General features: G+C 53.3%; 15 protein-coding genes and 1 pseudogene. All 16 read left to right on the forward strand.

All coding sequences use genetic code 11. From position 1 onward, the window contains the following. Positions 1-32 precede the first annotated feature (32 nt). The 16 genes and pseudogenes from HV157_RS22285 to HV157_RS22360 all read left to right on the forward strand — a co-directional run bounded on the left by HV157_RS22285 (position 33) and on the right by HV157_RS22360 (position 13,688). Complete coding sequence (locus HV157_RS22285) at positions 33-359, forward strand: capsid cement protein (protein ID WP_045406798.1); 327 nt, start codon at positions 33-35, stop codon at positions 357-359. Beyond that, entirely contained in the window at positions 352-627 is a 276-nt protein-coding gene (locus tag HV157_RS22290) for a hypothetical protein (protein WP_045406520.1), read from the forward strand. The genes HV157_RS22285 and HV157_RS22290 overlap by 8 nt, the downstream gene beginning before the upstream one ends. 8 nt (positions 628-635) lie before the next feature. Next, positions 636-1,190 carry a phage tail protein gene (locus HV157_RS22295; protein ID WP_045406518.1) on the forward strand — a complete coding sequence of 185 codons (555 nt, stop codon included), beginning with the start codon at positions 636-638 and terminating at the stop codon, positions 1,188-1,190. Continuing rightward, positions 1,187-1,585: a phage tail terminator protein gene (gene gpU / locus HV157_RS22300; protein WP_182378560.1), complete on the forward strand. Its 399-nt coding sequence runs from the start codon at positions 1,187-1,189 to the stop codon at positions 1,583-1,585. Before HV157_RS22295 ends, gpU begins: the two co-directional genes overlap by 4 nt. Positions 1,586-1,592: 7 nt before the next feature. After that, positions 1,593-2,330: a phage tail protein gene (locus tag HV157_RS22305; RefSeq protein ID WP_182378562.1), complete on the forward strand. Its 738-nt coding sequence runs from the start codon at positions 1,593-1,595 to the stop codon at positions 2,328-2,330. A 35-nt stretch (positions 2,331-2,365) separates the two neighbouring features. After that, positions 2,366-2,788 (forward strand): phage minor tail protein G, encoded by a 423-nt coding sequence (locus tag HV157_RS22310; RefSeq protein WP_045406512.1) that lies wholly within the window; start codon positions 2,366-2,368, stop codon positions 2,786-2,788. An 8-nt stretch (positions 2,789-2,796) separates the two neighbouring features. Next, positions 2,797-3,111: pseudogene (locus HV157_RS22315) on the forward strand (phage tail assembly protein T); the annotation flags it as partial. Then, on the forward strand, positions 3,095-5,611 hold the full coding sequence (locus tag HV157_RS22320) for a phage tail tape measure protein (RefSeq protein WP_182378566.1): 2,517 nt from the start codon (positions 3,095-3,097) through the stop codon (positions 5,609-5,611). The pseudogene HV157_RS22315 and the gene HV157_RS22320, both read left to right, overlap by 17 nt. A 5-nt stretch (positions 5,612-5,616) precedes the next feature. Beyond that, entirely contained in the window at positions 5,617-5,964 is a 348-nt protein-coding gene (locus HV157_RS22325) for a phage tail protein (protein ID WP_182378568.1), read from the forward strand. Continuing rightward, positions 5,961-6,716, forward strand: a complete 756-nt coding sequence (locus HV157_RS22330; protein ID WP_000055651.1) for a phage minor tail protein L — start codon at positions 5,961-5,963, stop codon at positions 6,714-6,716. Before HV157_RS22325 ends, HV157_RS22330 begins: the two co-directional genes overlap by 4 nt. A 1-nt stretch (position 6,717) precedes the next feature. Next, positions 6,718-7,428, forward strand: a complete 711-nt coding sequence (locus tag HV157_RS22335) for a C40 family peptidase (protein ID WP_182378570.1) — start codon at positions 6,718-6,720, stop codon at positions 7,426-7,428. Between the two features lie 32 nt (positions 7,429-7,460). Beyond that, the gene (locus tag HV157_RS22340) at positions 7,461-7,976 is read left to right on the forward strand and encodes a hypothetical protein (RefSeq protein ID WP_182378572.1); all 516 of its coding nucleotides are present in this window, start codon (positions 7,461-7,463) and stop codon (positions 7,974-7,976) included. 29 nt (positions 7,977-8,005) lie between these two features. Then, a complete protein-coding gene (locus HV157_RS22345) occupies positions 8,006-8,593 on the forward strand; it encodes a tail assembly protein (protein WP_182378574.1) in 588 nt (195 codons plus the stop codon). Further along, entirely contained in the window at positions 8,590-8,856 is a 267-nt protein-coding gene (locus HV157_RS22350; protein ID WP_182378576.1) for a hypothetical protein, read from the forward strand. Before HV157_RS22345 ends, HV157_RS22350 begins: the two co-directional genes overlap by 4 nt. Positions 8,857-8,910: 54 nt before the next feature. Beyond that, the gene (locus tag HV157_RS22355) at positions 8,911-12,741 is read left to right on the forward strand and encodes a phage tail protein (protein WP_182378578.1); all 3,831 of its coding nucleotides are present in this window, start codon (positions 8,911-8,913) and stop codon (positions 12,739-12,741) included. Beyond that, positions 12,741-13,688, forward strand: a complete 948-nt coding sequence (locus tag HV157_RS22360; protein WP_048959833.1) for a DUF6453 family protein — start codon at positions 12,741-12,743, stop codon at positions 13,686-13,688. The genes HV157_RS22355 and HV157_RS22360 overlap by 1 nt, the downstream gene beginning before the upstream one ends. The last annotated feature ends 27 nt before the right edge of the window (positions 13,689-13,715 follow it).

Consider the following 13,715-nt stretch of genomic DNA (forward strand, 5'->3'; position numbering starts at 1 on the left):
CCAGCCCCGAAAGGGGCTGAATGGAGCACAACATGGCGAAGAATTTTGTACAGGACGGTAAAACAATCTCTCTGGTGAATGGCGGGACGGATGACATTCTCAGTGGTGAACCGGTTGCAGTCGGAAAAGTAATTGCTGTGGCTATCACGGACATTGCAGCTGGCCAGAGCGGGGACGGTTTCACGGAAGGCGTGTTTTTGCTTCCCAAACTGGCCGCTGATGCAATCACTGCCGGGGAACAGGTTTACCTGAAAGACGGTAAAGTGCAGCTGACGGAAACCGATGCGGTCGTGGCCGGGGTCGCCTGGGAATCCGCAGGTGCAAACGTGACTGTGGTTGAAGTAAAAATCAATGGCTAATCCGTTTGAAAGGCTGGCGGGTCGTATGGACGCGGCCACGGTGAAAACCATGGGGAAAACTGTGCTGATCAATGGCGTGTCTCACGATGCCATCTCAGCCGACCTTCTGGAGGAGATGGGCCCGCTATCAGGGAATATTCATTCGCTGGTGGTGTTCAGTGCAGAGTATTCCCCGCGGCGAAACGACGAAGTGGAATGGGAGGGCAAGAACTGGACCGTTACCCGCCACGACACTTTTAACGGGAAACCACGTATCTTCATTGAATAGGAGGTGTTATGTCGATTAAAGGCCTGGAACAGGCAATCGCTAACCTCAACAGCATCAGTGAAAAAGCCGTCCCCCGCGCCAGTGCTCAATCTGTTAACCGCATTGCAGGACAGGCAGTCAATCGCAGTGTTTCAGTCGTTTCAAAGTCAACCCGTGTCCCCCGAAAGCTGGTTAAACAGCGTGCCCGGATCCGGCGGGCAACCGTCAGCAAACCCCGCGCTCTTATCCGCGTGAACCGGGGAAATTTACCCGCTATTAAACTTGGGACCGCCAGTGTTCGTCTGTCGCGCAGAAAACGCGATAAATCAGGAGCCAGCAGCGTGCTGAGGATCGGACCGTTTCGTTTCCCTGGCGCCTTTATTCAGCAACTGGCAAATGGTCGCTGGCATGTACTGCGGAGAACAACCCGCAACCGGTATCCGATCGAAGTGGTCAGCATCCCTCTGGCGGTACCGCTGACTGAAGCTTTCCGCGCAGAGCTGCCGAGACTGATGGATGAACGTATGCCTGAGGTGATGCGGCAGAATCTGCAAAACCAGCTGAGGTTGATTCTTTCACGATGAAACACCCACAAATCCGTGCCGCCGTTCTGGCGGCGCTTAAACGTAACATTATCGAACAGGTCACCTGGTTTGACGGTCGCCCTGGCTTCCTTGACGAAGAGGATCTTCCGGCAGTGGCGGTATACCTGACGGATGCGCGCGCCTCGGACGACAACATCGATGAAGATACGTGGTCTGCACTGCTGCATATCGAGGTTTTCCTGAAAGCGAAAGAGCCTGATTCCGCTCTGGATGCCTGGATGGAAGAGAAAGTGTATCCCGCTCTGGGTGATATCCCCGAGCTGCTTCCCCTCATCGAATTGATGAACGCAAGCGGTTATGACTATCAACGCGATGATGAAGCGATGATGTGGGGATCGGCCGATCTCAGCTACTCAATCAGCTATGTAATGTGAGGACTTTATGACCACACCAAACCCTCTGGCGCCAACGAAAGGCGCTGGTACAACGCTGTGGGTTTATGCCGGAAGCGGTGACCCATTTGCGAACCCAGTTTCGGATGTAGGCTGGTTCCGCCTGGCAAAGATTAAAGACATCCAGCCTGGCGAACTGACAGCAGAGTCAGAAGACGATACCTACGTCGACGATGACAATCCTGACTGGACTTCGACCATGCAGGGCCAGAAATCTGCCGGCGAAACCAGCTTCACTCTTGCCTGGTTACCTGGTGAGAGCGGGCAACAGGAGCTGGTGAACTGGTTCGATGAGGGCGCTGTTAAAGGGTACAAAATTAAGTATCCGAACGGCGTTGTCGATGCCTTTAAAGGATGGGTGAGCAGCCTTGGCAAGACCGTTACGTCTAAAGAGACGATGACGCGAACCGTAAAAATCACCAACAACGGTAAGCCGTCACTCGCTGAAGACAGCGGTTCGGTACCGATTGGCGTAACGGGGATCACCCTGGATAAAGCCACGGCTGCTGTTGCTGTTGGCGCGACCACTCAGCTGGTGGCATCGGTGCTGCCAGCCAGTGCTTCCGATTCCTCGTTCCGGATTGCAACCTCTGACCCGTCTAAGGCAACGGTCACCGTCAGCGGCAATACCCTGACTGTCACCGGCGTGGCGGCAGGTACCGTAGAAATCATCGTTATGAGCAATGACGGTAACTTTGTGGCGATCTGCAAAGTGACTGTTTCCTGATAACCGGGGCGTCAGCCCCGTTCCTGGAGTAGATAATGTTTCTAAAAAGCGAACTGCTTGAAAGTAACGGCAGCAGTGTCACATTGTTCCAGCTGTCAGCATTACAGCGTATTGAACACCTTGAATATCTGAAACAGATGGAAGCAGTTGAAGGGGGCGATATTCAGGCGGCCGTTACACTCACCGTGAAGAGTGGGGCTTATCTGGTGGCGATGTCTCTCTGGCATGGTCATTCCCTGAAAGGCTCTCAGGGCGATAATGCAGCGGCAGAAGTGGCAAAAATTCAGGATGAAGTCATGCAGACCTGGCCGGCTGAACTTATTGCCGAAGCTGAATATAAGGTAAAACTCCTGTCTGGCATGATTGCACCTGTAACGGATGATCCGGAAGAGCCTGGCGAAGAACAGAATGAGCCAGCCGAACCCGTTACGGCGGAAAAGCCCTCGCCAGCGAGCTGATATTTGCCATGAAACTGGCGCGTGAGTTCGGTCGCCCTGACTGGCGCGCCATGCTTGCTGGCATGTCTTCTACGGAATATGGCGACTGGAAAATCTTCTACCGGGACAACTACTTTCATGATGCGCAGCTGGATTCTCATTTCTCCGGCCTGCTCTACACCATATCAACCCTGTTTTTCGCCGATCCGGAATTAACCCCCGACAGTTTCAGCATTCTTTCTCCTGCATTGGATCCTGTCGATATCGATGGGCCTGGCGATGAGACGCTGATGGCAAAGGCAGCAGGAATTTCAGGAGGCGTACGCTATGGCCCAGACGGCAGTCGGTGATCTGGTCGTTAACCTTGACGTTAACTCGACGAAATTCACTGAACAGATCAGCTACGTTAAAAAAGAATTTAAGCAGACGGGTGATGCGGCAAATGATGCCGCGTTGCGAATGCAGCAGTCATTTACCCGCCAGGAGAGTGCCGCCCGTAAGGCCGGGATATCTGTCGGGCAATATAACGCTGCAATGCGTATGCTCCCGGCGCAGTTTACTGATATTGCGACCCAGCTGGCAGGGGGGCAGAGTCCGTGGCTTATCCTTCTCCAGCAGGGTGGCCAGGTGAAGGACTCCTTCGGCGGTATTATTCCAACGTTCCGCGCGCTGCTGGGCACTATCTCCCCGGTTATGGTGGGCGTTACGGCGCTTTCTGCCGCAACAGGGGCATTGTTCTATGCATGGTATGCCGGTTCGTCAACGCTGTCTGATTTCAACAAGACACTGGTGCTATCAGGGAATTCAGCGGGGCTGACCGCCGACAGAATGCTGGTTCTGGCACGAAACGGGCAGGCCGCAGGGCTGACATTCAACCAGACCAGCGAAGCGCTGACTGAGCTGGTCAATGCGGGTGTCCGTGCGGGTTCCCGCTTTGATGATATGAGCCAGGCGGTGGCGCGGTTTACTGATGCCTCCGGCGTGCCGGTGGAGAAAGTCGCGGCAGCCTATGGCAAGCTCGCAACTGACCCGACATCGGGCCTGATCGCGATGGCCCAGCAGTTCCATAACGTTACCGCTGAACAGATTGCCCATGTGGCGCAGCTGCAGCGTGCCGGTGATGAGGCTGGCGCACTGCAGGCGGCTAACGAGGCTGCAACAGCCGGATTCAACGACCAGACCAAAGCCATCCGCGACAATATGGGGACGATTGAATCTTCAGCGGACTCCCTGAAGCGCGCCTTCAAGTCGATGTGGGATGCAGCCCTCGATATTGGCCGACCTGACACCGCGCAGGAGATGGTGGCAAAAGCCGAAGCCGCATTCAAAAAAGCCGATGAAATCTGGAACCTGCGTAAAGGTGACCGATATGTCAATGATGAGGCCCGCGCCCGATTCTGGAATGATCGCGAAACGGCCAGGCTGGCGCTGGACATGGCTCAGCAGCAGGCGGGAATTGCCAGGGCGAATGAAGAGAATGCTTCGCGCGAAGCGGCTGCGGAATCGGATCGCCAGAAGTATGCTGCGCAGGCTCAGGCAAACTATGCCAAAACGCAGACGGCACTGGAGAAATACACGGCCAGGCAGAGCGAGCTCAACAAGGCACTGAAAGAGGGGCGAATCCTCCAGGCTGACTACAACATCAACCTGGCTGCCGCGAAAAAAGAGTACGAAGACACCCTTAAAAAGCCGAAGAAGACCCCGGCAATCAGAACCCCCGCAGGTGCCCGTGCAACCGATACGGCCAGCGCCCAGACGCTGGAGCTGCAGGCACAGTTGCGCACCCTGCAGGAGCATAAGGGGATAAATGACACCATCAGTCAGCAGCGTCAGGAGCTGTGGCGTCAACAGTCCCGGTTTACAGTTCTGGAAGAAGCCGCGAAGACCCGGACGCTTTCTGCTGAGGAAAAATCCCTGCTGGCCAGTAAAAGCGAGGTGCTTTCCCGTGCAGAGCTGAACGCGAAGCTTGGCGATCAGATAGTGGCGCAGGAGCGGCTTAACCGCCTGCAGGATACGTCCCAAAAATACGTCACGCAGATCGGCGAGAAAACCCGAGCCCTGGCGGAAAGTTCTGGTATGAGCAGTCGTGCAGCACAACGCCGCAACGAGGAGGCCCAGCTTCTTCAGGGGTGGAAAAATGGTGGAGGTTCCGAAAACGATGCCGGTTATCAGAATGAGCTGCAGGGGCTGCATGCGTATTACGCCGAGCAGGATAAGCTTCGGGGTGACTGGCAATCCGGAGCCAAATCCGCATGGGCAGATTATGTTGATTCTGCTTCTGATGCTTATGGCCAGATGAAGTCGTTTGCCAGCAGTACGTTTGATGGCATTGGGCAAAATATGGCTGACATGCTGACGCGCGGAAAGGCTGACTGGGCTGACTTCACCCGCTCCACGCTCTCCATGCTGACACAGATCCTGCTGAAACAGGCGATGGTAGGCCTGGTGGATTCAGCATCAACCGCGCTGGGATTTGCAGGTGGCGGTTATACCGGTTCAGGCGGGAAATATGAGCCAGCAGGTGTCGTTCACCGTGGTGAGTTTGTTTTCACCAAAGAGGCTACCAGCAGGATCGGCGTCGGCAATCTTTACCGGATGATGAAAGGCTATGCAACGGGAGGGTATGTCGGGGGCGGTGGTACAGGCCCGGCTGCAGCACCTTTCGGTGTCAGTGTGTATGCCCCGGTGACGGTCGAGAATGCTTCCGGTAACGCACAGCAGCAAAACGACGGAGACAGGCTGGGTAAGGCGTATCAGCAGGTGATTAACAAATCTGTCAACGAAGGTATCGCCAGGGCAATCCAGCCCGGTGGGCTTATCTGGAATGCGACCAATCGCAGGTAACAGTTATGACGATAGAAACATTCTCCTGGGGGATTAAGGTCTCCAGCCAGCCCACCGAAGGAAGCAAAGACACAGTCAGGAAGGTCCAGTTCGGCGACGGGTACGCACAGGTGAGCGGCTCAGGCCTGAATGATGAGATTCGCACCTATGAGTTTTCCTTTTCAGGGAATCCGACTACAGCGAATGAAATCCATGCCTTCCTTCGTCGGCATAAAGTGAAGTCATTTATTTTCACTCCGCCTTTCGGCGATACCGCGCTGTGGCGTGTAGAGGCTGACACGCTCAAAAAGGTGGTTAAAAACGTAAAAGTGATAACCGTAACCGCAACGTTTGAACAGGCATTTGCACCATGAGTCTTAATGCTGATTATCAAAAACTCGAGCCGGGCAATGAAGTCCGGCTTTTTTCTGTCGATGGCACAGCGTTCGGTATGTCAGATGTACTCCGCTTCCACGCACACAATATCGCACACACCCCGGAAGAGATTGAGGCTGCAGGCGGGGATGAGAATAAACTTCCGGCGAAGTCCATCTGGTGGCAGGGGGAGGAGTATAAAGCCTGGCCGTGTCAGGTTGAGGGTATTGAAGCGACCACGGACGGTACCAGCCCACAGCCAAAACTGAGAGTGGCGAACCTGGACAGTTCGATCTCAGCGCTCTGTCTGGCGTATGACGATCTGTTGCAGGCGAAAGTGAGTATCCACGACACGCTGGCACAGTATCTGGACGCCAGAAATTTTCCGCAGGGCAATCCCACCGCAGACCCGTCACAGGAAAAATTGAAGGTCTTTTATATCGATGCCAGAAGCACCGAGACGGATGAAGTTGTCGAATTTACGCTTTCCAGTCCGATGGATTTACAGGGCCAGATGATACCCACGCGGCAGCTGCATTCGTTATGCAGCTGGTGCATCCGGAACAAGTACCGGACCGGCGACGGCTGCGACTATGCCGGAACGCGCTATTTCGACAAAAACAATAATCCGGTTGACGATCCCTCGCTGGATGTCTGCAACGGCACGCTGACGGCCTGCAAGCTCCGGCACGGAGACAGCAACGAGCTGCCGTTCGGTGGTTTCCCCGGTACATCTCTTATCAGGAGCTGATATGCGCCAGAAAACCATTGATGCCATCATGGCACACGCTGCAGCGGAATATCCGCGCGAGTGCTGCGGCGTGGTGGCACAGAAAAGCCGGGTTGAGCGCTATTTTCCCTGTCGTAACCTCGCAGCAGAGCCGACCGAACACTTTCACCTGTCACCCGAAGATTATGCAGCTGCAGAAGACTGGGGGACGGTGGTGGCCATTGTTCACAGCCACCCTGACGCGACGACACAGGCCAGCGAGCTTGATAAGGCGCAGTGTGATGCAACACTGCTGCCCTGGCATATAGTGAGCTGGCCAGAGGGGGACTTACGCACCATTCAGCCGCGCGGGGAACTGCCATTGCTTGAGCGTCCGTTCGTCCTTGGCCACTTCGATTGCTGGGGCCTGGTAATGAGCTATTTCCGGCAGACCCATGGTATCGAGCTCCACGATTACCGGGTGGATTATCCCTGGTGGGAAAACGACTACCCGGACAATTTCTATCAGGATTGCTGGTATGAATGCGGATTCAGGGAGTTTGAGGGCCCGCCTCAGGAAGGTGATCTGGTCATCATGCAGGTGCAGGCCGATAAGTGGAATCATGCCGGGATATTGCTGGAGGGTAACATGCTGCTGCACCATCTTTACGGGCATCTGAGTCAGCGTGTGCCCTATGGCGGATACTGGCAGGAAAGAACTATGAAGGTTCTTCGCCATAAATCTCTGTGCTAATCTCTCATAAACATGAATGAGAGGATAAAGCAATGAAATATTTAATTTTAATACTTGGTGTTTTATTTTTGAATGGTTGTATTCCAAGGGGGATGGTTGACGGTGAAAAATACACAACTGAATACCGAGCAAGAGAAAAGTGTGCATTAGATTTTGAGGTGAGAAATAAATTTCATCAATTTGCTTCTGCCTCTAATTTTAAAGTGGTTAGGGTTGAGGGTGGTAATTATAAATGTATACAGGTTTTCGGCGATGAGTTAAAAAGGCAACAGATGGACTCAAATGATGAATATGAGGCCGACAGAAGTGGATTAACACTTAGCCAATATAGAGATAAAAAAGAAAGTGATTATGAATCATTGAAGAAAGCATACATCAACTACTATCAGGCTAAAGAAAGAGTTTACGAAGAATATCGTAAAGACGGGAAACTACACACTGATATTTCTTCAGGTCCAGATGGTGTCATTAGAGCAACGTCAATACAGGGGAATGCTCGTTGCGATACTGTTATAGGGAATACTGGAGGAACATCATCATGTGAATAATTGATTAATTCTATGAGAGTGATAAGAGTATGGCCGAAAGAATGACCCGTATTGAGCTTGGTGGCGTGCTTGGGAAAACATTCGGTAAAGTTCACCACCGCCTGATTTCCCGTGTGAACGAGGCGAGTGTTGCGCTGGCAAAGACTGTTCCTGGCTTTGAGCAGTTTATGATCTCCAGCCAGCGCCGTGGTCTCACTTATTCCGTATTCAAAGGGGAAAAGAATATTGGTGTTGATGATCTTGGTTTCCCGGTTACCGGCGATGTTATCCGCATTGTCCCGGTAATCATCGGGAGTAAAAAAGCCGGTTTGATTCAAACTATCCTGGGCGCAGTATTAGTGATTGCATCGATCTGGATGCCAGGTCTGAGTATAGCTGCCAGCAATATGATGTTTGCTGCTGGTGCGTCCATAACGCTGGGGGGTGTAGTTCAGATGTTATCCCCTCAGGCTACAGGGCTGGCCAGCAAACAGAGCTCAGATAACCGCGCCTCATACGCGTTCGGCGGAGTCACAAACACCGCAGCGCAGGGCTATCCGGTACCGCTTCTTTATGGTCGCCGACGCATAGGCGGCGCAATTATTTCAGCCGGGATTTACGTTGAGGATCAACAATGAAGAAATACTTAAGATTGACCATTTCAGGCCTGCATCGCGTTGATGACGGAATCCTGATCGGCGGAAATGCGACAGTAATAGTAAACCGTGGCGGAGGGGTTATTTGTCGCGAGACATTTCCTGGCAAAGTTTCCGATAAATATTCAAAGCTATATGAAGTTGAAGATACCGGTATTCCAGTATCAGTAACGTCGTCCAGTGATTGTCAGTTTTTCAAAGCAGAAGCTGATTTTGTAAACCCATTTAGCGAAACAAATATCTGATTAATTTTCTCTTGCAATAAGCCACCTCAGGGTGGCTTTTTTTATGGGCGCAATATGGCTACATCTACTCCGATTAGAGGCCGCAAGGGCGGCAGCTCAAGTTCCCGCACCCCGACTGAACAACCAGACGACCTCCAGTCCGTAGCAAAGGCCAAAATTCTTGTTGCGCTGGGAGAGGGGGAATTTGCCGGGCAACTGACGGCGAAAGATATCTATCTCGACGGCACACCACTGGAGAATGCAGACGGTTCGCAAAACTTCAGCGGCGTGGCGTGGGAATTCCGCCCGGGGACGCAGGCACAAAAATACATTCAGGGCATCCCCGGTACCGAAAACGAAATCAGCGTGGGCACCGAAGTTTCAAGCACCACCGCCTGGACACACACCTTTACCAACACGCAGCTGTCAGCCGTTCGCCTGCGCCTGAAATGGCCATCGCTTTTTAAACAGGAGAACGATGGCGATCTGGTTGGCTATTCAATTAACTACGCCATTGATCTGCAGACTGATGGTGGTACCTGGCAGACGGTACTTAATACCAGCGTAACCGGCAAGACAACTTCCGGCTACGAACGCAGCCATCGCATCGACTTACCACAGGCAGGCAGCACATGGACGGTGCGCCTGCGTAAGCTCACGGCGGATGCCAACAGCGCGAAAATTGGCGACACAATGACGCTGCAGAGCTACACAGAGGTTATCGACGCCAAACTGCGTTATCCAAATACCGCGCTGCTCTACATCGAATTTGACTCAAGCCAGTTTAACGGCTCTATCCCGCAAATAGCCTGCGAACCGCGAGGCCGTGTAATCCGCGTTCCGGATACGTATGACCCGGAGACCCGCACCTATAGCGGCACATGGACGGGGGTGTTTAAGTGGGCGTGGACGGATAATCCGGCCTGGATTTTTTACGATCTGGTGGTGAGCGACCGCTTTGGGCTGGGCAATCGCCTGACGGCGGCCAATATTGATAAATGGACGCTTTACCAGGTCGCACAATATTGCGATCAGCCGGTTCCCGATGGTAAAGGCGGTAGCGGCACCGAGCCTCGTTATACCTGCAACGTGTACGTGCAGGAGAGGAATGACGCCTATACCGTGTTACGTGATTTTGCGGCGATATTCCGGGGCATGACGTACTGGGGTGGCGATCAAATCGTTGCGCTTGCGGATATGCCCCGCGATGTGGATTACAGCTACACGCGTGCAAACGTGGTTAATGGCCGCTTTACCTATTCGGGCAGCACCACCAAAACCCGATATACCACGGCACTGGTTTCCTGGTCCGATCCGGGTAATGCCTACGCAGACGCGATGGAGCCGGTTTTTGAACAGGATCTCGTCGCTCGCTTTGGTACAAACCAGCTCGAAATGACAGCCATCGGCTGCACCAGGCAGTCAGAAGCTAACCGAAAGGGGCGCTGGGGTATTCTCACCAACAACAAGGATCGCGTTGTTTCGTTTGATGTCGGGCTGGACGGAAACATTCCGCAGCCAGGCTACATCATCGCCGTGGCAGACGAGCTGCTTTCCGGAAAAGTTATGGGCGGCCGCATCAGCGCCGTTAATGGTCGCGTTATCAAACTTGACCGCGTAGCTGATGCAGCACCAGGTGATCGCCTTATTCTCAACCTTCCCTCCGGAGCGTCGCAGAGCAGGACCATTCAGGCCGTGAACGGTGAATCAGTCACAGTCACCACGGCATACAGTGAGACGCCACAGGCCGAAGCTGTCTGGGTGGTTGAATCTGACGAGCTTTACGCGCAGCAGTATCGTGTTGTCAGCGTTTCCGATAACGATGATGGCACTTTCTCGATTACCGGCGCATGGCACGACCCGGATAAATATGCCCGTATCGATACCGGAGCCATCATTGACCAGCGGCCGGTGAGCGTGATCCCGCCGGGCAACCAGTCGCCGCCTGCGAACATCGTGATCAGCTCGTTTTCCGTGGTTCAGCAGAATATCAGCGTCGAAACGATGCGCGTGAGCTGGGACCAGGCGCAGAACGCTATTGCCTATGAAGCGCAGTGGCGCCGCAACGACGGGAACTGGGTTAACGTGCCGCGCAGCTCCACCACGTCATTCGACGTCCCCGGAATTTATGCCGGGCGCTACCTGGTGCGCGTGCGCGCAATCAATGCCGCAGAAATTTCATCCGGATGGGGCTATTCAGAAGAGAAAACGCTGACGGGTAAAGTGGGCAACCCACCGAAGCCGGTTGGCTTCATCGCTTCTGAAAACGTGGTATTCGGTATCGAGCTGAACTGGGGATTCCCGGCGAATACCGACGACACGCTGAAGACGGAAATTCAGTACAGCCTTACCGGTACCGAAGACGATGCGATGCTGCTGGCCGATGTGCCTTACCCGCAGCGCAAATATCAGCAGATGGGCCTTAAGGCTGGGCAGATTTTCTGGTACCGCGCGCAGCTGGTGGACCGCAGCGGCAACGAGTCCGGATACACCGACTGGGTGCGCGGACAGGCGAGCATCGATGTTTCCGACATCACCTATGTGATCCTGGAGGAGATTAAAGATTATGAGGTATTCAAGGATCTGATTGAGAGTGCCGTAGAAAGTAGCGAGAAACTGGCCGAACTTTCTGATGCGATTAAGGAGAACGCCGATGGTCTGGCTGCAGCAGTAGGTTCGAATAAGCAGACAGCAGAAGCAATCATTGGGAACGCCCTGGCTATTGCCGATGTTATCGTGCGCCAGACAGCCCAACAGGGCGCTAACTCTGCGACATTCGAACAGCTCCGGGAGGTGATCGCCACTGAGACGGAAGCGCGCGTCACGGATGTTACTCGCCTTGAGGCAAAAACTGCGCAGAATGAAGCCGGAATTACTGATGTTCGCCAGGCTTTAGCAACGGAAACTGAAGCGCGCGCTTCTGCTGTAAGCCAGTTGACGGCTGCCACTCAGGCCGCATCTGACAAAGCTGATTCAGCAGCTGCTGTAGGTGCTCAGAATACAGCATCAATCACTGACCTTAGCCAGGTTGTCACGGACCTCGATTCCTCAATGGTATCACGCCTGGAAGAGCTGGGTGCACAAACTGATAAGGCCAGCGGCGGTATTCAGAACAATGCTATCGCGCTGATCACCAGTACGCTCGCGCAGGTTAACCAGCGCAACCTCCTGAGCGTCCAGTATGGAGATAACAAAGCCAGTATCGATCGAGTAGACAATGTGATGGCCGACGCCAGTAAAGCTGTCGCTGAGTCGTTGCGTACTCTGGATTCCAGTTCCGGTGGAAACACGGCGAATGTCACCGACTTGTCGAAGACACTTGCTGATTTTACCCAGGCGTCTGCTACGCAAATCAATTCGCTAAAGGTCACGGTTAACGGTCAGTCTGCAGCGATTGTCCAGAACAGACAGGTATCAGCGGACATCAATAACAACCTGAATGCGATGTACAGCATCAAGGTCGCTGTTGATTCTAATGGTAATCAGTATGCAGCAGGGATGGGGATTGGTGTTCAGAATACGCCATCTGGAATGCAGACGCAGGTTCTCTTCCTTGCTGACCGTTTCGCGGTTATGACCCAGGCAGGCGGCGCCGTGACTCTTCCGTTTGTTATCCAGAACGGACAAGCCATCATCCGGGACACAGTAATTGGTGACGGGACGATCGGTAACGCTAAAATCGGCAGCTATATTCAGTCTTCAACCTGGGACGGAACCGGGAACGTCGGCTGGCACATCAACAAATCTGGTTATGCGGTTTTCAATAATGTGACGGTTCGTGGCGGGGTTTACGCTCAAAATGGGCAGTTTGGATTTACCAACTCAACAGGAGGAGTCACGATCAATAACAACGGTGTCACTGTCAATTTGTCGAACGGTGGGCGTATTGTTCTGGGGGAATTTTGATGGCCAGGGGGCTTTATATTGATTTGAATGACGGGCGTCCGGCAATGACCATCACTGCCGGAATGAAATGTCCGTCTTATGGTGGGGAGGCTGTGGAGGCGTGGGGCCAGCAGACCATGACTGTTCAGGGCTATGTTGCCGGAGCGACCCCTTTTTTCATTCCATCAAACTCTGTTGTGAATGTGACTCGCTCTCCGAATCTGATAACCACGATTATGGTTCTCGATGGGATAACCAATAACGGCAACGGAACCCTGACTCAGAGCGTCTGGTCATCAGATGGCTGGGGGAAAGATAAAACGTTTCCCGGCACAGTCTGGCAGATTTTACCCGCAGGGCAGAGTGGAAACCGTGGTTTGCTCATTGAGGATTCGACAGACTTTATTGCGATCACTGATGTCAGCCGTGTTGCTTCCTGTGTTTTCAGTGGAACGGTCAATGTAAATGGTACTTACGCACTTCCCGCCAAAGGGCTCGTTTTTGCCCGCTGGAATGACAGCGCAGCTACGCTTGAATGTGATGGTAATAATATTTACTCCCGGCAGGATTACACGGGCTATGACGATATTGCCCGTTCTGTGAATGTCGATATTGCGATTTTTGCGGTTCAGGCTCCGGTGCCAGGGAGGGGATTAAATTTCATCAACGCCGCTGGTCAGTGCACTTTTTCTACCACCCGCCGTCCATTTATATTCCGCAATCAGTTTTATTCACCGGGCAATAGCTGGGTCGATATTGGCAACAGCATGATTGCTCTTGGTTCCTATGGTTTCAACTCTTCAGTTGCCAGCGGGTGGTGCAACATGCGTTCTAAGGGACTGGTTATGAGCGGGAATTCTGTAAAAGGTGGAAATGGCCGTGTCCGTTCCCGATGGACCGACAGGTATTCTGTAACCGGCGAGAGATATACCGGAATGAGTATTCCCATCATCCCCGCAATGTACTGACACAACCTCACTAACAAGCCCCGCCAT

It is taken from the genome of Enterobacter sp. RHBSTW-00318 (assembly GCF_014101375.1).
In the GTDB taxonomy this organism is placed as follows: Bacteria; Pseudomonadota; Gammaproteobacteria; order Enterobacterales; family Enterobacteriaceae; genus Enterobacter; species Enterobacter ludwigii.

Bases quoted from the DNA above. Each gene is read 5' to 3' on its own strand.
- HV157_RS22310 (WP_045406512.1), top strand. From the start codon at position 2,366: ATGTTTCTAAAAAGCGAACTGCTTGAAAGTAACGGCAGCAGTGTCACA.
- gpU (WP_182378560.1), top strand. From the start codon at position 1,187: ATGAAACACCCACAAATCCGTGCCGCCGTTCTGGCGGCGCTTAAACGT.
- HV157_RS22290 (WP_045406520.1), top strand. From the start codon at position 352: ATGGCTAATCCGTTTGAAAGGCTGGCGGGTCGTATGGACGCGGCCACG.
- HV157_RS22320 (WP_182378566.1), top strand. From the start codon at position 3,095: ATGGCCCAGACGGCAGTCGGTGATCTGGTCGTTAACCTTGACGTTAAC.
- HV157_RS22345 (WP_182378574.1), top strand. From the start codon at position 8,006: ATGGCCGAAAGAATGACCCGTATTGAGCTTGGTGGCGTGCTTGGGAAA.
- HV157_RS22335 (WP_182378570.1), top strand. From the start codon at position 6,718: ATGCGCCAGAAAACCATTGATGCCATCATGGCACACGCTGCAGCGGAA.
- HV157_RS22355 (WP_182378578.1), top strand. From the start codon at position 8,911: ATGGCTACATCTACTCCGATTAGAGGCCGCAAGGGCGGCAGCTCAAGT.
- HV157_RS22285 (WP_045406798.1), top strand. From the start codon at position 33: ATGGCGAAGAATTTTGTACAGGACGGTAAAACAATCTCTCTGGTGAAT.
- HV157_RS22305 (WP_182378562.1), top strand. From the start codon at position 1,593: ATGACCACACCAAACCCTCTGGCGCCAACGAAAGGCGCTGGTACAACG.
- HV157_RS22340 (WP_182378572.1), top strand. From the start codon at position 7,461: ATGAAATATTTAATTTTAATACTTGGTGTTTTATTTTTGAATGGTTGT.
- HV157_RS22350 (WP_182378576.1), top strand. From the start codon at position 8,590: ATGAAGAAATACTTAAGATTGACCATTTCAGGCCTGCATCGCGTTGAT.
- HV157_RS22360 (WP_048959833.1), top strand. From the start codon at position 12,741: ATGGCCAGGGGGCTTTATATTGATTTGAATGACGGGCGTCCGGCAATG.
- HV157_RS22330 (WP_000055651.1), top strand. From the start codon at position 5,961: ATGAGTCTTAATGCTGATTATCAAAAACTCGAGCCGGGCAATGAAGTC.
- HV157_RS22295 (WP_045406518.1), top strand. From the start codon at position 636: ATGTCGATTAAAGGCCTGGAACAGGCAATCGCTAACCTCAACAGCATC.
- HV157_RS22325 (WP_182378568.1), top strand. From the start codon at position 5,617: ATGACGATAGAAACATTCTCCTGGGGGATTAAGGTCTCCAGCCAGCCC.